Annotated in this window: 14 protein-coding genes; 9 read left to right on the forward strand and 5 right to left on the reverse strand. The window is 62.9% G+C overall.

Features of this window, described 5'->3' with window-relative positions; all coding sequences use genetic code 11:
* The first annotated feature begins 143 nt into the window (after nt 1-143).
* A complete protein-coding gene (locus tag ASF04_RS00405; protein ID WP_056137382.1) occupies nt 144-1,133 on the forward strand; it encodes a GGDEF domain-containing protein in 990 nt (329 codons plus the stop codon).
* Here ASF04_RS00405 and ASF04_RS00410 read toward each other — a convergent pair.
* Nucleotides 1,130-1,825: a DUF5610 domain-containing protein gene (locus ASF04_RS00410; protein ID WP_056137384.1), complete on the reverse strand. Its 696-nt coding sequence runs from the start codon at nt 1,823-1,825 to the stop codon at nt 1,130-1,132. The two genes, ASF04_RS00405 and ASF04_RS00410, sit on opposite strands and share 4 nt — an antisense overlap.
* A gap of 79 nt (nt 1,826-1,904) precedes the next feature.
* On the opposite strand from ASF04_RS00410, the gene sbcB reads away from it, so the two are divergent.
* Nucleotides 1,905-3,347, forward strand: coding sequence for an exodeoxyribonuclease I (gene sbcB, locus ASF04_RS00415; protein ID WP_056137386.1), 1,443 nt, complete (start codon nt 1,905-1,907; stop codon nt 3,345-3,347).
* A 27-nt stretch (nt 3,348-3,374) separates the two neighbouring features.
* On the opposite strand, the gene pyrF is transcribed toward sbcB, so the two are convergent.
* Nucleotides 3,375-4,193, reverse strand: a complete 819-nt coding sequence (gene pyrF / locus ASF04_RS00420; protein ID WP_056137388.1) for an orotidine-5'-phosphate decarboxylase — start codon at nt 4,191-4,193, stop codon at nt 3,375-3,377.
* 110 nt (nt 4,194-4,303) lie between these two features.
* Here pyrF and ASF04_RS00425 point away from each other — a divergent pair, with 110 nt between their 5' ends.
* From ASF04_RS00425 to ASF04_RS27245, 3 genes are all read left to right on the forward strand, one after another.
* Complete coding sequence (locus ASF04_RS00425) at nt 4,304-5,065, forward strand: SDR family NAD(P)-dependent oxidoreductase (protein WP_056137390.1); 762 nt, start codon at nt 4,304-4,306, stop codon at nt 5,063-5,065.
* A 323-nt stretch (nt 5,066-5,388) separates the two neighbouring features.
* Nucleotides 5,389-5,781 (forward strand): VanZ family protein, encoded by a 393-nt coding sequence (locus ASF04_RS00430; protein ID WP_056137392.1) that lies wholly within the window; start codon nt 5,389-5,391, stop codon nt 5,779-5,781.
* Nucleotides 5,782-6,121: 340 nt separating this feature from the next.
* The gene (locus ASF04_RS27245; RefSeq protein ID WP_156368497.1) at nt 6,122-6,670 is read left to right on the forward strand and encodes a hypothetical protein; all 549 of its coding nucleotides are present in this window, start codon (nt 6,122-6,124) and stop codon (nt 6,668-6,670) included.
* A gap of 12 nt (nt 6,671-6,682) precedes the next feature.
* Here ASF04_RS27245 and ASF04_RS00440 read toward each other — a convergent pair whose 3' ends face one another.
* The gene (locus ASF04_RS00440) at nt 6,683-7,594 is read right to left on the reverse strand and encodes a TraB/GumN family protein (protein ID WP_056137396.1); all 912 of its coding nucleotides are present in this window, start codon (nt 7,592-7,594) and stop codon (nt 6,683-6,685) included.
* 269 nt (nt 7,595-7,863) lie between these two features.
* On the opposite strand from ASF04_RS00440, the gene ASF04_RS00445 reads away from it, so the two are divergent.
* Nucleotides 7,864-8,874 (forward strand): LLM class flavin-dependent oxidoreductase, encoded by a 1,011-nt coding sequence (locus ASF04_RS00445; protein WP_056138346.1) that lies wholly within the window; start codon nt 7,864-7,866, stop codon nt 8,872-8,874.
* Nucleotides 8,875-9,035: 161 nt separating this feature from the next.
* Nucleotides 9,036-10,184, forward strand: coding sequence for an MFS transporter (locus ASF04_RS00450; protein ID WP_056137398.1), 1,149 nt, complete (start codon nt 9,036-9,038; stop codon nt 10,182-10,184).
* A gap of 100 nt (nt 10,185-10,284) precedes the next feature.
* Here ASF04_RS00450 and ASF04_RS26430 read toward each other — a convergent pair whose 3' ends face one another.
* On the reverse strand, nt 10,285-12,099 hold the full coding sequence (locus ASF04_RS26430; protein WP_082488387.1) for a family 43 glycosylhydrolase: 1,815 nt from the start codon (nt 12,097-12,099) through the stop codon (nt 10,285-10,287).
* A gap of 153 nt (nt 12,100-12,252) precedes the next feature.
* Nucleotides 12,253-13,884, reverse strand: coding sequence for a M28 family peptidase (locus ASF04_RS00460; protein ID WP_056137400.1), 1,632 nt, complete (start codon nt 13,882-13,884; stop codon nt 12,253-12,255).
* Nucleotides 13,885-13,989: 105 nt separating this feature from the next.
* Here ASF04_RS00460 and gluQRS point away from each other — a divergent pair, with 105 nt between their 5' ends.
* Nucleotides 13,990-14,955, forward strand: coding sequence for a tRNA glutamyl-Q(34) synthetase GluQRS (gene gluQRS / locus ASF04_RS00465; protein ID WP_056137402.1), 966 nt, complete (start codon nt 13,990-13,992; stop codon nt 14,953-14,955).
* 2 nt (nt 14,956-14,957) lie between these two features.
* Nucleotides 14,958-16,472 carry a CYTH and CHAD domain-containing protein gene (locus ASF04_RS00470; RefSeq protein WP_056137403.1) on the forward strand — a complete coding sequence of 505 codons (1,515 nt, stop codon included), beginning with the start codon at nt 14,958-14,960 and terminating at the stop codon, nt 16,470-16,472.
* The last annotated feature ends 3 nt before the right edge of the window (nt 16,473-16,475 follow it).

The following is a 16,475-nucleotide window of genomic DNA, read 5'->3' on the forward strand; positions in this document are numbered from 1 at the left end:
GTGTTGAATAGACTACATCATGCAACAACTACCTGTGTAAAATTTACACCAGTTTCAGGCCCTGGCGTGACCGCCCGCCTGCCTTTGGGCTATCATGAGAAATGCTTGCCAGCACTCATCGCTGCGCCATTGAAAGAACCACCTTGAAACAGATTAGTACCTTCGGCAAGTCTGGCTACCGGCCCGGCAACTTGCAACTCCTGCGCGACGCCAATGACGATGCAACCGTCACCAGGTTGCTGGCCAACTGTCCCGTCATGCGCCTGGAAGCAGGCAAGGCCATCCCCGAATCGAACCAGGCGCAGCTTTACATTGTATTGCGTGGCGTGCTTGCGGTGGAAACCGACAGCAACACCGGCGTGGCCGACGGCAATGGCAGCGTCAGCAAGGTGTTGCCCGGCGAGAGCCTCGGCGAACAGTCGGTGCTGGACGAGGAGGCCAACCTGTCGCGCATCACGGCGCTGGAAGACAGCGAGATCCTGGTGATCGAAGCGGACCTGGTATGGAAACTGATCGACCGGTCGAACGTAGTGGCGCGTAACCTGCTGCGCCTGCTGTCGTTCCGCATCCGCGCCGCCAACGCCCAGCTGCGTACGCGTCAGAAACTTGGCGAGTTCTACCGCCGGTTGTCGATGAACGATGGCTTGACCGGGCTGTACAACAGGGCCTGGCTCAACGACCTGCTCCCGAAGCTGGCGGCGACGGCGCACAACTCGGGGGCGCCGCTGGCGCTGATCATGATCGACCTCGACCACTTCAAACGCTTCAACGACACCCACGGCCACCTGGCTGGCGACCAGGCGCTGCGCACCGCTGCGCAAGTATTGAGCGGCGCCCTGCGGCCGACCGATTTCGCCGTGCGCTACGGCGGCGAGGAAATGATGGTGCTGCTGCCCGACACCAACGGCAAGATGGCGGTGGCGGTGGCCGAACGGCTGTGCGAACGCATGCAGCAGGCGGTCGTGTTTGCCGACATGCGCCAGCCGATGCCGCACATCACAGCCTCGTTCGGCGTGGCCACGCTGCGGCCGCAGCAAAGCGAGCAGGACCTGATTGCCAGCGCGGATGCCGCGCTCTACCGTGCCAAGGAACTGGGCCGTAACCAGGTAATGCAGGAAGCGCTTACCGATTAAACCTTGGGTGGATCGATCTGGAAGCCGCTGTCGTTGTCGGCGGCCTTGGGCGTGGTGGTAATGGCAGCGCTGGCGTTGCCGGTGGCCGTGGCGCTGGCAGCGTTCTCGGCTGGCGGCGGCGCCTTCTGGGCAGCGACAAAGTCGGCAAAACCTTGCTGGATCAAATCGTAGGTCTTGTCGATATTGGACGACAGATCGCCGCTCAGCACCTTGAAGCCCTCGAGGATGCTGCGCGCTTCCTTGAAGCCCTGCTCCACGCCCTTCTTGATGGTATCCATGAAGTTATTGAGCGAGGTCTCGTCGTCCTGGCCCGGGTTTTGCCGCTTGTACGCTTCGTAAAAACCGGTGGACAGCGATACAATGCGGTTCGCGGTAGCCTCGGGCGAGTTGTCCTGCGACGACGCGTTCTGGATTGCATCCTTGCCGAAGTCGGCTTCGAGCGCCTCGTTGATGCCGGTCAATGCGGTCTTGAATACCACCGACATCGGATCGTTCCCCGATTTGAGCGACACCGTGAGCGACGCTTCCACGATCGATGCATTAAGCTGTGCTTTTGCCTTGGCCGCCGGCGACATGTCCGCCGCTTTGTCAGTGGATGCGGTCGCCGCGGTGGCAGCCGTATTGGCCTTGAGCGGACTGATGCTACTGCTGCTACTGCTGCTGCCTGGAGTAATAGAGACTGGAGTAGCCATGATAGTGCCCCCTGTAGATGCCTGAATACCGATTATCGGCAGTTTTACCAATAACTGTAGCCCCCCTGAATACGCCTCCATGACCACACAGACTTTCCTTTGGCACGACTATGAAACTTTCGGCGCCATGGCGCGCCGCGATCGCCCGGCGCAATTCGCCGCGATCCGCACCGACGCCGAGCTCAACGAGATTGGCGATCCGATCATGCTGTATTGCCAGCCCGCCAACGATTTCTTGCCTGATCCGCAATCATGCCTGATCACCGGCATCACGCCGCAGCAGTGCCTGGAATGGGGCGTGCCCGAGCACCAGTTCGCCCGCACCATCGAACAGGCGTTTTCGGAACCCGGCACCATCGGCGTCGGCTACAACACCATCCGCTTCGATGACGAGATCACCCGCTTCATGTTCTGGCGCAACCTGATCGACCCGTACGCGCGCGAATGGCAAAACGGCTGCGGCCGCTGGGACTTGCTCGACGTGGTGCGCATGACCTATGCGCTGCGCCCGGAAGGCATCGAGTGGCCGGTCAAGGAAGATGGCAAACCCAGCTTCAAGCTCGAACACCTGGCCAAGGCCAACGGTTTGCTGCACGAAGCGGCGCACGATGCGCTGTCCGACGTGCGCGCCACCATCGCGCTGGCGCGCCTGATCCGCCAGCACCAGCCCAAGCTGTTCGATTTCTGCTTCGCGCTGCACAAGAAAGACCGCGTGGCCGACGAGATCGGCATGCACCTGGCGCCGCAACTGCGCGCGCCGTTCCTGCACGTGTCCGGCATGTTCCCGGCCGAGCGCGGCTGCCTGGCGCTGGTCTGGCCGCTGGCCACGCACCCGACCAACAAGAACGAAGTGATCGTCTGGGATTGCACCTACGATCCGACCGAACTGTTCACGCTCAATGCCGACACCATCCGCACCCGCATCTTCAGCCGCGCCGACGCCCTGCCCGAGGGTATGACGCGGCTGCCGGTCAAGAGCATCCATTTAAACAAGTCGCCGATGCTGGTGGCGAATTTGAAGACCTTGTCGCCGGCCATGGCCGCGCGCTGGGGCATCGATCTCGAACAGAGCAAGGCCCACGCCGCAATCGCCGCCGCCGGCCGCAACCTCGACGCCGAATGGGCGCAAGTATTCCACCGCCCGCCGGGCGAACCGCTCGACGTGGACGAAGATTTGTACAATGGTTTTGTCAGCCGCGACGACCGCCGCTTGCTCGATACCCTGCGCAAGGAAAGCCCGGCGCGGCTGGCCGTGGCGTCACCGTCGTTCGGCGACGCGCGCCTGGCCGAGCTGGTATTCCGTTACCGCGCGCGCAACTACCCGGAGACCTTGTCGGAAACCGAAATGGAGCACTGGGAACAGCATCGTGCGGCGAAGTTTTACGAAGGTACCGGCGGCGCCCGCACCATCGACCAGTTCTTCGGCGAGATCGATCACCTGCAGCAAGATGCCGATGAGCGGGCCGAGCAGATCCTGGCGGATTTGTATGAATACGCGGAAATGGTGGCGCCGGCGCATTGAGCACCAGCGTCACCGTTACCGGGAAAATCAGCGATACAGGTTAATCGCGTCGCGCGTCTCCAGCGCAACCCGGCGGGCGGCACTGGCAAAGTCTTCGCCCGCCTGCGGCGCCGCGTACAGGATCGCCCGCGACGAATTGATCATCATGCCAGCGCCAGCAGCTGTCTTGCCCGACTGTACGGTCGCGGCGATGTCGCCGCCCTGGGCGCCGATGCCTGGCACCAGCAGCGGCATGTCGCCCACGATGGCGCGCACCTGCGCCAGCTCTTCCGGATAAGTAGCCCCCACCACCAACGCGCATTGGCCGTTGCTGTTCCACTTCTCCGCCACCAGGCGCGCCACGTGCTGGTACAGCGGCTGGCCGCCGACGTCGAGGAATTGCAGGTCCGAGCCGCCCGCGTTCGAGGTGCGGCACAGGATGATCACGCCCCGGTCGCTCCATTCCATGTACGGCTCGACCGAATCGGAACCCATGTACGGATTGACGGTCACCGCGTCGGCGCCGTAGCGGTCGTAGGCTTCACGTGCGTACTGGCGCGCGGTGGCGCCGATGTCGCCGCGCTTGGCGTCGAGGATCAGCGGAATGTGCGGATATTGTTCGCGCACGTAGGCGCAGATTTTTTCGAGCTGGTCTTCCGCCGACAGTGCGGCAAAATAGGCGATCTGCGGCTTGAACGAGCACGCCAGGTCGGCGGTGGCGTCGATGATCTCGCGGCAAAAGTGATAGATGCCTTGCGGGTCGTTCTGGAACTGCGCCGGCAGCTTGGCCATGTCGGGATCGAGGCCCACGCACAGCAGCGACTCGTTGCTGGTCCACGCGGCGGACAGTTTGTTGATGAAATTCACGGCGCATCCTTGTAGTCTGTTGCAAACCCTCTATTGTAACGCGGCCGCAGTTACCTCCTTGCGCTCCGCTGTTAAAATTTGCCCCGTCACCCCCTATTGAAAGCTCTGCCATGAAATTATCCGGAAAAGTCGCCATCGTCACCGGCGCCACCCAGGGCATCGGCCTGGCCTGCGCCCAGCGCCTGGTTGCCGAAGGCGCCAGGGTCATGCTGGTGGACATCAAGCCCGACGGCAAGCAAGCCGCTGCCGCACTCGGCGCCGCCGCCCGCTTCTTCGCTGCCGACGTCAGCCAGAAGGTGGACGTGGACGCCATGGTGGCCGACACCCTGGCCGCGTTCGGCCGCATCGACATCCTGATCAACAATGCCGGCGTGACGCACGCTGCCGACTTCCTCGACGTGACCGAGGACGACTTCGACCGCGTGCTGCGCATCAACCTGAAATCGATGTTCCTGTGCGGCCAAGCCGTGGCCCGCGAGATGGTCAAGCAGCAAAGCGGCGTCATCATCAATATGTCGAGCGTGAACGCCGAGCTGGCGATTCCGAACCAGGTGCCGTACGTGGTGTCGAAAGGCGCGATCAACCAGCTGACCAGGGTGATGTCGCTCAACCTGATTCCGTACGGCATTCGCGTCAACGCCATCGGCCCCGGCACCATCCTGACCGAACTGGCGAAACAAGCGGTCATGTCCAGCCCGGAAGCACGCCACACGATTTTGTCGCGCACGCCGATGGGCCGCTGCGGCGAGCCGGAAGAAGTCGCGTCAATCGCAGCGTTCCTGGCGAGCGACGAATCAAGCTACATGACGGGGCAAACCCTGTACGTTGACGGCGGTCGAATGGCCCTCAATTACACGGTGCCGGTGAAGTAAATGCGCCACAAAAGCAAGTTATGCACAAACCTGATGTCTGGTATCTAAAACATCAATTAGACACATATCTAGCGGAAGCCCATAATTACACCTGTCTCCACTATTCTCCTCCAAGAAAATAGTTTTAAGCCCGCTTTCACCAGCGGGCTTTTTTTTGCCCGCGATTTACCTTTCTTGTGCATTGTCATAACCGTGTCATATTGACGGCCTATACTCGATTCATCTTGAGTACATGCAACCGATAGGCATGACTGAAGAAAGGTGCACCGGCAGCCCCGGTGCACCACTCCCCAATTCCTGCTGTGCGTGGTAAGGTTTGCTTTATGATCAAGCAAATTTTTCTTTCTTCCTCGCACGCACGCCTGCGTTACTGGACTGCCATCCTCCTCTTCCTGATGATACTGGTGCTGGGTTCCCTGCCCGGCGCCCGGCAGGAAATCGGACAGGTGGCGTCCGGTGTGCTGCTGCACTCCATTGCCTACGCCGGACTGACTTTCCTGTTGTTTACGGGTAGCACTGGTACGCTGGTGCAGCGCGCCGTCAAATCCGTGTTGACGATTGCCGCCATGGGCGCCCTGGACGAATACGTGCAGAGTTTCTTCCCGTATCGCCACGGCGCCGTCTCCGACTGGCTGGTCGATTGCAGCGCTGCCGTGCTGGCCACCGTGGTCATGTGCGTTTTGTGGTCCCGGTATCGCATCCAGTCGTCAGACTGACCTCACTGCCGGGGCCGCTGCCGCTGGCCCGCGCCACATCTTGCCGCATTTGAGCAAGCTGCTCCACCTGGGCCACGCGTACCAGGCTGTGCAATGCGTGCGTCATCAAGTGCTTGCAACGGGGATCTTGCTGCTCACCGCAGGTTGAAACTATTAACTCTTCGATAATGGTATCTGTCACGCGTGTCAACATATCGATGTCCTTTAGAAGTGATACCGGACAATTATTGCCTGTGGGTAGCATGTTTCAATTGATGTACATCAAGCGACGAAGCGCAGGTGTGAACGAAATATGGAGGTTCGACTCTGACCTGTTTTGATTATTTCAACGGAGGCAGATATGAACCGTGCAACATTCGGCAAACAGGGCAAATGGGCAGCAATGCTGGGGGTGCTGGTCATCGTGGGACTGGCGGGGTGCGCTTCGGATTCAATGGACAGCAATCGCGGCTATACCTCGAGCGGCAGCAGTGGTTCGGGAACCGCCGCCACGGGTACCGGTCCAGGCGGCGGTGGCGGTGTACCGGCGGCAGGCACTGCAGGGGCCGGTACCAGCAGCTCGGGAAGTACGGACAGTTCCGGCATGAGCAGCACGAGCAGCTATGGCTCGGGCACCAGCGGCAGCATGGGCAGCAGCACGGCCCAGGCCACGTATGGCGTGGTGCAAGCTATCGATCCCATGCCGAGAGACATGGCCGGCTCCACGGGAGTCGGCGTGAGCGGCGCGGCGGTCACCGGCGGCACGATGAACACCAGCAGCGAATCACCATACCGCATCACCGTGCGCATGGACGACGGTACCAGCCAGAGCATCGTGGTCGATACCATGCCGCCCTACAAGATCGGTGACCGGGTGCGCTACAGTAGCGGCGTACTGAGCGCTTACTAACGCGGCAAGCGCCTAATAAAGCTGCTCGACCTGGTAGCCGCGGCGCTTGAGCAACTGCGGCAGGCCGTCATCGCCGATCAGGTGCAACAGGCCCACGCCCACGAAGGCTACCTGGTCCTGCTGCATGATGCGCTCGATATTGGCCGCCATTTCCGGATTGCGCTTACCCAATAAAACGCGCTGCATGAACTCGGCGCCTATCGAATTGCCGCTGGTAGCGGTACGCCAGGCGGCCTGGATGCCGGGAATGTCGGCAGCGTTCCACGCCTCGATCAACGCCAGCGATTTTTTCATGGCCGTGCCGCTTTCCAGGTCGGCCAGGCTTTCGACCAGGTATTGCTCCTGCTGGCGCGCGTCCAGCGTGTCGAACAAGCCCAGCTGGTACTCGGCGCTTTCCAGCTGGCGCACGGCCTTGTCCTGCTCCTGTGCGGCCGCCAGCAGTGCGTATTCCACCGCCTGGGCGCGCTTGAAGCCGCGCGCATCGAGTTCCACCCCCACCAGCAGGTTGGCGATCAGCCAAGGCTTGAATTGCTGCACCGATTGCAAGGACATGCCAGCCCTGGCCAGCGCTGGCGCCAGTTTCTGCAAGGTTTCCGGCTGCAAGTGGTTTTGCACCTTGTCGCCAGCCGGGTAGCGGCCGTGCAGCGCCATGGCTTTCTGGAACGAGGCGTTTTCACGGATATCGAGCTCGATCACCAGCGCGCGGGAATTTTGCAGCGCGCGCGAGGCCTCCGCATCGAGAGGATAAAAGCCGTCCTTGCCCACGTGGATGGTGCCGAACAAGTAGCTGGTCTTGCCGTCCAAAGTGACCTTATATAACTGCCCACGGCGCGGCACACTCGCTTCGCTCAGGCCGGCAGCCTGCGCCACCTGGCCCCACAGGGCAGCAACAAATACAAACAAGACAATCATTTTGACAGGCATGCGAATTCCCGACGATGACAGAGGATGCCATCGAAATAACTTTATTTGGTGGAGTTTGGATCGGTGCGGCAGTCTGCCGTTCTGTTTCCCATAGTAAAACAGGAAAGCGCCGGGGAAAAACTATTTGTGACTTTAAGCGAGCCAAGCGTCTGATTTAATACACTTTAATAACAGGTCGACAAGTGTATCGCCACTTCACGCTGCCGCAATAACCACACCGAGTGCGGGGGCTAGGTTGAAACTGTCGGTTACGGCCCGATATGGCTTCCATGATCCCATTTTCCATCCTCGACCTTTCGCCGATCGCCGAAGGCAGCAACGCTTCCGCATCGTTCCGCAATACCCTCGATCTCGCCCAGCACGGCGAGCGCTGGGGTTTCCAGCGCTACTGGCTGGCCGAACACCACGGCATGCCCGGCATTGCCAGTGCGGCCACGGCCGTCTTGCTGGGGCACGTGGCGGGCGGCACGTCCACCATCCGGGTGGGCGCCGGTGGCATCATGCTGCCCAACCATTCGCCGCTGGTGATCGCCGAGCAATTCGGCACGCTCGAAGCGCTGTACCCGGGCCGGATCGACCTGGGCCTGGGCCGTGCGCCCGGCTCCGACCAGGTTACGGCACGCGCCCTGCGCCGCAATCTCGAATCCGACTCGGATGCCTTCCCGCAAGACGTGCTGGAACTGCAGGATTACATGAGCGACACGCCACGCCAGCGCGTGCTGGCCGTGCCCGGCAAGGGCGCCAAGGTGCCGATGTGGATACTCGGGTCGAGCACGTTCGGCGCGCAACTGGCCGCCCACCTGGGCTTGCCGTTTGCATTTGCCTCGCACTTCGCGCCGTCGATGATGCAGCAAGCCATCGCCCTGTACCGCAGCAACTTCCAGCCGTCGGCGCAGCTCGACAAGCCGTATGTGATGCTGGGCTTTAATGTTTTCGCCGCCGATACCGACGAGGAAGCGCACTTCCGCGCGACGTCGATGCAGCAGGCGTTCGTCAACCTGCGCACCGGCAACCCCGGCAAGCTGCAACCGCCCCGGGCCGGCTACCTGGAATCACTGGGCGTATCCGAGCGCACCATGCTCGACTCGGTGCTGTCGTGTACGGCCATTGGCGCGCCGGATACAGTACGCCAGCGCCTGCAGGAATTCATCGCCCGCACCGGCGCCGACGAATTGATGATCACCTCGCAGATCTTCGACCACCAGCACCGCTTGCGGTCGTACGAGATCACGGCGGAGGTCCGCCAGTCCATGCAACGCTCGGAAGCCGGATTCGTTTAAGCGAATTCAAAAACCTGCTGCGCGACCCGCTACCGCTTTTGAGTTCGCTTGAAAGCTGCCGCCAGCACCAAACACCGGCTCACTGTAGAATTGCCGCCTTTTCAAAAGAGGAGCAATCCCCCGTGAGCCAGTCCCACGCCCAGCAAGAACTTACTCCCGGCATGGTCTGGTTGTTTGCCGTTGCGACCGGCTTAATTGTCGCCAACCTGTATTACGCCCAAACCCTCATCGGCCCCATCAGCCGCGCCACCGGGCTTGATCCCGGCGCTGCCGGCCTGATCGTCACCCTCACCCAGCTCGGCTATTGCCTCGGACTGCTGTTCATCGTGCCGCTCGGCGACCTGGTGGAAAACCGCCGCCTGATTTTCATCTCGCTGGTGGTCTGCGCGCTGGCCCTGGTGGCTGCCGCCGTGGCCGCCAATCCGCTGGTGTTCCTGGCCGCCGCGCTGTGCATCGGCCTCGGTTCCGTTGCCGCGCAAATCATTGTGCCGTTTGCCGCCCACCTGGCGCGCCCCGAGGAACGGGGCCAGACCGTGGGCAAGGTCGTCAGCGGCCTGCTGATGGGCATCATGCTGGCACGCCCGGTCGCCAGCCTGGTGGCCGACGCCTTCAACTGGCACGCGATCTTCGTGCTGTCGGCGGTCGTGACCATCGCCCTCGCCTTTTTGCTGCGCGCGCGTCTGCCGCAACGCCAGCCCGAAGGTGGTATGCATTATTTCCAGCTGCTGGGATCGATGTGGCACTTGCTCAAGACCACGCCCGTGCTGCGCCGCCGCGCTGCCTACCAGGCCTGCATGTTCGGCGCGTTCAGCCTGTTCTGGACTTGCGTGTCGCTGGAATTGACAGGGCCGAATTTCGGCATCAGCCAGACCGGCGTGGCGATCTTCGCGCTGGCCGGCGTGGCCGGCGCCATCGCCTCGCCGATTGCCGGCCGCCGCGCCGACCAGGGCAAGAGCCGCTCGACCACGCTGATCGCCCTGCTGCTCGGTGCGTTGGCTTTCATGGCGCCGCTGCTGGTCGATGCCGGCCGCATCGCCAACCTGGCAATCCTCGTGTGCTGTTCGATCGTGCTCGATGCCGGCGTTTCGGCCAGCCTGGTCACCGGCCAGCGCGCGATCTTCTCGCTGCCAGCCGACGTGCGCAGCCGCCTGAATGGTTTGTACATGGCGCTGTTCTTCATGGGCGGCGCCATCGGCTCGTCGCTGGGCGGCTGGATGTTCGCCCACCATGGCTGGCACGGCGTGCTGCTGACCGGACTGGTCTTCCCGCTGGTCGGGCTGGCGGTATTCGCCACCGAGCCGCGCAAGTAGCCAAGACCGTCGCCTGCGGCCTGCTGTCGTGGCAGCGTGCGCCGGCCCTACCGCCGAGGCGCGCAAGCAGCGCCTGATTTCCTGCCGGGACAGGTTCTTGCTACGGCTTGAGGTTGATATATACGGGCGCATCACGGTCGGTGGTCAACCAGCCATCGACCAGCTTCAGTTCCGTCACCTGCATCGAACTGCGCTTGTTGTCCGGCACGCCCGGATGGACGAAGTAGAACAGGTAGGCGCGGTCGTTGCTGATCACCACTTCCGGGTGGTGGCCGCCGTTCTGGTCGTCAGTGCCCTTGCCCGGCTTGTCGAGCAGGCTGTGCGGCTGGCGGCTCCAGGTTTGCGCATCGTCCGAACGGTAGGCGCCCAGTCCTTCGTTGCCGAGCAAGTCGGTCAGCAGCCAGTACTTCCCTTTCCACACGAACGGCAGCGGCGCCTCGCCGCGGTCGCGCGGCAGTTGCGCCGTGCCCTTGTCGGTCCAGCCATATAAATCCTTGCTGTCGGCGTAGTAGATCGACTTGCCGGTAGGCTCGTTGTTGTACCACATGCGCCAGGTGCCATCTTTCAGCCGCAGCACGCCGGCATCGATCACGCGGTCGCTTGAGAGCTTGAGCGTGCTTTCATATTTCCATTGCTTGAGATTGGCGCTGGTGAGATGGACGATGGCGCGCGGATGCTTCCAGTCCTCGAACACACCGGGCACCACGGTCAGGTACATATGGTAGGTGTTCTCGTGCTTGAGCACGGCCGGCGCCCAGTAGGTGGCCGTACTGCTGGTATTCGGAATCTCTTGCGGGAAATCGACCGTGCCGCGATAGGTCCAGGCGCGGCCGTCAAGCGAATCGGCCACGCCGATCGGCGTGCCATGCACCCAGCTCACGCTCGACAACCCCGGCACATTGGCGCGGCGGTTGGTATAAAACATTTTCCACTTTTTCTCGGCGTCGTCGTAGATGATGGACGGATCGGCCGCACCGTCGAACACCGGATCGCGGAACAACGGTTTGGGCGCCGGGATCTGCATGCTGCCATCGGCGCCATAAGCGAGCTCCGTCATCAGGATCGAGCGCCGGTGATCACCGCCGCCGGGCAGCACTTTGTCGTGGTAAAACAGCAGCGACTTGCCATCGCGCTCGAGTATCGCGTGGTGGTTGGTGGAGATTTGCAGGAAGTCGATCAGCACGCCGCGATACGTGAACGGCCCCAGCGGCGAAGCGCCGGTGGCATAAACGATTTGCCCGGGCCAGCCGGTCGAGAACGAGAAATAATACGTGCCGTTGTGCTGGTGCAGGAACGGCGCTTCGCCATAGCCGGTCTTGGCCGGGAAGTTGTTGACCGTGACGTTCTTGATGCCGCCCACGGAGGCCTTGAGGTCGGCCGACAGTTGCACCACTTTCGGCACGCGGGTGCCGAAGTACAGGAACACGCGGCCATCGTTGTCGCGGAACACGGCCGGATCGATCGGCTCGTCGCCGGCATTGGCATCGCGCGGCGTTTCCACCAGTGGTTTGCCGATCAGATCGACGAACGGGCCGAGCGGGTTGTCGGCCACGGCGATGCCGATCTGCTTGCCGCCAACGGGTGCGAAAAAGTAATACTTGCCCTGGTGTTCGAACGCTTCGGGCGCCCAGGCCTTGGCGTCGGCGCTTGCCCATTTGAAGATATTGGCCGGCAGAATGGGGCCGTGATCTTTCCAGTTGGCGAGGTTGCTGGACGTGAGCACGCGCCACGACGTGGAATCCCAGTATTTGCCCGAGTTGTTCTGGTCGTCGGTGGCGTACACGACGTATTGGCCAGCAAAGTAATGGGGCGACGGGTCGGCGCTGAAGTTGTTGGTCAACAGTGTTTGCGCGCTGGCGGTCGATGCCACAGCAGCAGCCAGGGACAGCGCCAGGCCGGCAAATACAGCGTTCATAGGATCTCCATTGTAGTGTTATGGAGGTTATGGTAGGACTGACAGTTGGTACGGTGCTATAAATTTATTGGCGGCAGCTATATCAAAAAGAGCACAAAAAAACGCCCGGGGATGCCGGGCGCTCGGTTGCCATTCAGGTGATCAATCTATTGATTATTTCGCGTTGCGTGGCTTGGCAAATGCATCGCCCGCCTTCCACTCCGGCAGCTTCGGACTGTTGGCGATGATGCGGCCCAGGTTCAGCGTGTACTGCGCCGTCTGCACCATGCCCGACAGATCCCAGCTGGCATCGTATTCGTCGCTGGCCTGGTGGTAGCGCTTGCCGTAAGCCTTGGCTTTTTCTTTCGATCCGGCCGGGTCCTTGATGTACTCGTTGCCCGAATCGATAGAGAACGCCGGCACGCCATTCTTGGCAAAGCTGAAGTGGTCGCTGCGGAAGTAGCCGCCGGCCAGGTCCGGTTCGGCCCTGGCGATATGCATGCCCATGGCTTTGGCGGCCGTCTCGGCCATCTTGCCCAGCTCGGTGCGCTCGCTGCCCTGGGTGCCGATGTCGCGCGTGGCGCCCACGAAGTTCAGGCTGTCGAGGTTGAGGTTGGCGGCGGTTTTCGCCAGCGGCCACAGCGGCGACGACGCGTAGGCCGCGCTGCCCAGCAAGCCCTGCTCTTCGGCTGCCACCCACAGGAACATCTGGCTGCGCTTGGCCGGTGCACGTCTGGCTTCCTGCGCCATCGCCAGCAACGCTGCCGAGCCCGAGGCATTGTCCACCGCACCATTGAAAATGGTGTCGCCGCTCTCGCCTTGCTTGCCCAAGTGGTCGTAGTGGGCGCTGTAAATCACGACTTCGTCCTTGAGCTTGGGGTCGGTACCGGGCACCACGGCGGCGATATTGAATTGTTCGACCTTGCGCACGGCAGCCTTCATTTCGCCGTTCACCTTGGCTGCCAGCGGCACCGGTTTGAAGTCGGCGCGCTCGGCCGCAGCGCGCAGCGTGTCGAGGTCCTGGCCGGCAGCCTTGAACAGGGCGCGCGCCATGTCGTCGGTCATCCAGCCCTGCAAGGCGGTGCCCAGCGTACCGGCGGCCAGCTGGAAGCGCTCCACGCCCGACCAGCTGTTCTGGATCACGCTCCAGCCATACGACGCGGTGGGCGTGGTGTGGATCAGGATCACGCCGGCCGCGCCCTGGCGCTGGGCCTCTTCGAATTTATAGGTCCAGCGGCCGTAGTAGGTCAGGCCCTTGCCGTTGAAGCGGTTGGGCTGCTCGGCGGTCGGTTGCGGATCGTTGACCATCGCCACCAGGATCTTGCCCTTCAGGTCCACGCCCTTGAAGTCATCCCACTTTTCGTCGTCGGCCTTGATGCCGTAGCCCACAAACACCAGCTCGGCGTTCAACTGGTGCACGGCGGTGGCGTCGCCGGGCGCAAACACCCAGTCCTTGCCGAAGGCGGCCGGCAGCGCCTGGCCGTTCGCTTCCAGTTTCAACGTGCTCTCGGCAGGCAGGGTCTTGATGCCGGCGATCTGCACCGGCTGGCGGAAGCTGTTGCCGTTGCCGGGCGCGAGGCCCAGCGCCTGCGCCTGGGTTTCCAGGTACAGGGCGGCCAGGTCGGCGCCGCGCTGGCCGGTACCGCGGCCTTCGAGCAGGTCGTTGGACAGGAACGCGAGGTGGGCGCGCAGCGGCGCTTCCTGCACCAGCGGTGCGGTAGCGGTGCTGGCTGCATGGGCCGGGAATGCCAGCGCCAGGCTTATGGCCAGGGCGGAGGCAACGAAGGAAGGGGTCATTTTGTGCATGATGTCCTGATGTGTTGGTCGCGGCCCGGTCAAAATTTGCCGCGCGCACATTGTATGACATTTGGTCACACTGCCCGGCGGCGCCGGGCGCGCTAAAATGATGGCATGACAGACCGCAACTCAGACCGTAATCCGGACGCCAGGCCAAGGGGCAAATACGTCGGCCGCTTCGCCCCGTCGCCCACCGGCCCGCTGCATATCGGCTCGCTGGTGGCTGCCATGGCCAGCTACCTCGACGCCAAAGTCCACCACGGCCAGTGGCTGGTGCGCATCGAGGATGTCGATGGCGACCGCAACGTGGCCGGCGCCGACGAGCACATCCTCGCCTCGCTGCAACGCTGCGGCATGGCCTGGGATGGCGATGTCACCTGGCAAAGCCGCCGCACCGGCCTGTACGACGCCGCGCTGCGCCAGCTTGGCGACCTGGTCTACCCGTGCGGCTGCTCGCGGCGCGAGATCGCCGATTCGCAATTGAGCCTCACCGGCCGCCAGGCCCAGGCGCTGATTTATCCCGGCACCTGCCGCCATGGCCTCGCGCCCGGCAAGACCGCGCGCGCCCTGCGCCTGAAAGTGCCGCAATCGCCGCCATGCGTAATTGCTTTCGAGGACCGCTGGGCCGGCCACATCCGCCAGGATCTGACCGACGAGGTGGGCGACTTCGTGATCAGGCGCGCGGACGGTTTCTGGGCCTACCAGCTGGCGGTGGTGGTGGACGATGGCGCGCAAGGCATCACCGACATCGTGCGCGGCGCCGACCTGCTCGACTCCACGCCGCGCCAGCTCTACCTGCAGCAGGTGCTGGGCTTGCCGCAGCCGACCTACCTGCATGTGCCGGTGGTGGTCAATCAACAGGGCGAAAAATTGTCGAAGCAGACCGGCGCCCAGGCTTTCGATACGGGCTCCGCGCCAGCCGACCTGTTGCAGCAGGCGCTGTTGCCGGCGGCCCGCTTTCTCGGCATGGAATTGGCTGCCGGTTCGCTAGACGATTTCTGGCGCCAGGCGGTACCGGCCTGGGAAAATATCTTAGCGGATACGTGCGCCAGCGTGCGCCGATTTCCTTCTACACTGTGACCATGGAAATCGAACTCAAACTGCTGCTCGACCAGGAACACAACGCCACCCTGATGGCGCTGCCCCTGCTGGCCGACCACGCCGACGGCGCCCCGCGCCGCCAGCACCTGTCCGCGCATTATTTCGATACCCCCGATCTGCACCTGCTGCGCCACGGCGCCGGCCTGCGCGTGCGCAAGGAAGACGGTCTCTGGATCCAGACCATGAAGGCGGGCGGCAGCGTCCAGAGCGGGCTGCACAGCCGTAACGAGTGGGAATGCCCGGTGGCGCGGCCCTGGCCGCAACTGGGCAAGCTGCGCAAGCTGATAGCCAAACACGATGACGCCGAACCATGGCTCGACATGCTGGCCGCGCCCGAACTCAAGCAACGGCTCGAAGCGCTGTTCGTGGTCGAAGTGGAACGCCATACCTGGGATCTCGATTTCGAAGGCAGCCGCATCGAACTGGTGCTCGACCATGGCCATATCGAACGCCATGGCCGCCAGGTGTCCGTCAACGAAATCGAACTCGAGCTCAAGGACGGCGATCCGTCCGCGCTGTTCTCGTTCGCGCTGGAATTACACGAACATATTCCGCTGCGCATCAGCAATATCAACAAGGCCCAGCGCGGCTACCGGCTGTGCCGCGAAACCGGCACCGAACCGTACCGCGCCAAGGCGCTCACGCTCGACGCCAACGCCACCGTGGCGCAGGCGCTGCAAGCCATCCTCGGCAACTGCCTGCAACATATCCAGAACAACGAGCAAGCCATCATCGACGGCGACGACCCGGAAACACTGCACCAGATGCGCGTGGGCCTGCGCCGCATGCGCTCGGCGCTGAAACTGTTCGACAACGTGGCGCCGTGCCCGCCCGCGCTGGCCGACGACATTGCCTGGCTCGGCGGCGAACTGGGCGCCGCGCGCGACGCCGACGTGCTGCTCACCGACACCCTGCCCTTGGTGCAAGCCAACCCCGGTGGCAAGAACGGCCTGATGGCGCTGCAACAATTGGCGCTGGACGCATCGCAAACCCACCGCCGCACGGCAGCGCAAGCGCTGCTGTCGCCGCGCTACACGCAATTATTATTGAGCATGGGTGTGTGGATGCAACACCTGTCCACCGACGTGCCCGATGCACCGCTGGCCGACTTTGCCCAGGCCACCTTGCAGCGCCTGCACAAGCGTTTATTGAAACGCGCCGCCCGCATGGACGACGCCGACCCGGCATCCATCCACGACACCCGCATCGCAGCCAAGCGTGGCCGGTATGCACTGGAATTTTTCCACGCCTTGTACCGTGAAAAATCGACGCGCCAGTATCTGAAAGCGCTGGCGGCGATCCAGTCGGCGCTGGGCCAGCATAACGACCTGGTGGTGGCCGAAACGCTGCTGCTGGAGATGGCCGAACAGCATCCGGATGCGCTGGACACGATCAGCTTCGCGCGCGGCTACCTGCAAGGGCTGCAAAGCGGCGAGGCGATCGACCTCGACGCCATCCGCGCCACCTTGCAGGCGTTGCGCCTGCCGCGCAACTAAAAC

The sequence above is a fragment of the Duganella sp. Leaf61 genome (genome assembly GCF_001421905.1).
Lineage (GTDB): Bacteria > Pseudomonadota > Gammaproteobacteria > Burkholderiales > Burkholderiaceae_D > Rugamonas > Rugamonas zoogloeoides.

What these genes read in the sequence shown, in the direction of transcription:
- ASF04_RS00410 (WP_056137384.1), bottom strand. Translation starts at nt 1,825, where the DNA reads ATGGCTACTCCAGTCTCTATTACTCCAGGCAGCAGCAGTAGCAGCAGT.
- sbcB (WP_056137386.1), top strand. Translation starts at nt 1,905, where the DNA reads ATGACCACACAGACTTTCCTTTGGCACGACTATGAAACTTTCGGCGCC.
- ASF04_RS00425 (WP_056137390.1), top strand. Translation starts at nt 4,304, where the DNA reads ATGAAATTATCCGGAAAAGTCGCCATCGTCACCGGCGCCACCCAGGGC.
- ASF04_RS00430 (WP_056137392.1), top strand. Translation starts at nt 5,389, where the DNA reads ATGATCAAGCAAATTTTTCTTTCTTCCTCGCACGCACGCCTGCGTTAC.
- ASF04_RS27245 (WP_156368497.1), top strand. Translation starts at nt 6,122, where the DNA reads ATGAACCGTGCAACATTCGGCAAACAGGGCAAATGGGCAGCAATGCTG.
- ASF04_RS00440 (WP_056137396.1), bottom strand. Translation starts at nt 7,594, where the DNA reads ATGCCTGTCAAAATGATTGTCTTGTTTGTATTTGTTGCTGCCCTGTGG.
- ASF04_RS00445 (WP_056138346.1), top strand. Translation starts at nt 7,864, where the DNA reads ATGATCCCATTTTCCATCCTCGACCTTTCGCCGATCGCCGAAGGCAGC.
- ASF04_RS00450 (WP_056137398.1), top strand. Translation starts at nt 9,036, where the DNA reads ATGGTCTGGTTGTTTGCCGTTGCGACCGGCTTAATTGTCGCCAACCTG.
- ASF04_RS26430 (WP_082488387.1), bottom strand. Translation starts at nt 12,099, where the DNA reads ATGAACGCTGTATTTGCCGGCCTGGCGCTGTCCCTGGCTGCTGCTGTG.
- ASF04_RS00460 (WP_056137400.1), bottom strand. Translation starts at nt 13,884, where the DNA reads ATGCACAAAATGACCCCTTCCTTCGTTGCCTCCGCCCTGGCCATAAGC.
- gluQRS (WP_056137402.1), top strand. Translation starts at nt 13,990, where the DNA reads ATGACAGACCGCAACTCAGACCGTAATCCGGACGCCAGGCCAAGGGGC.
- ASF04_RS00470 (WP_056137403.1), top strand. Translation starts at nt 14,958, where the DNA reads ATGGAAATCGAACTCAAACTGCTGCTCGACCAGGAACACAACGCCACC.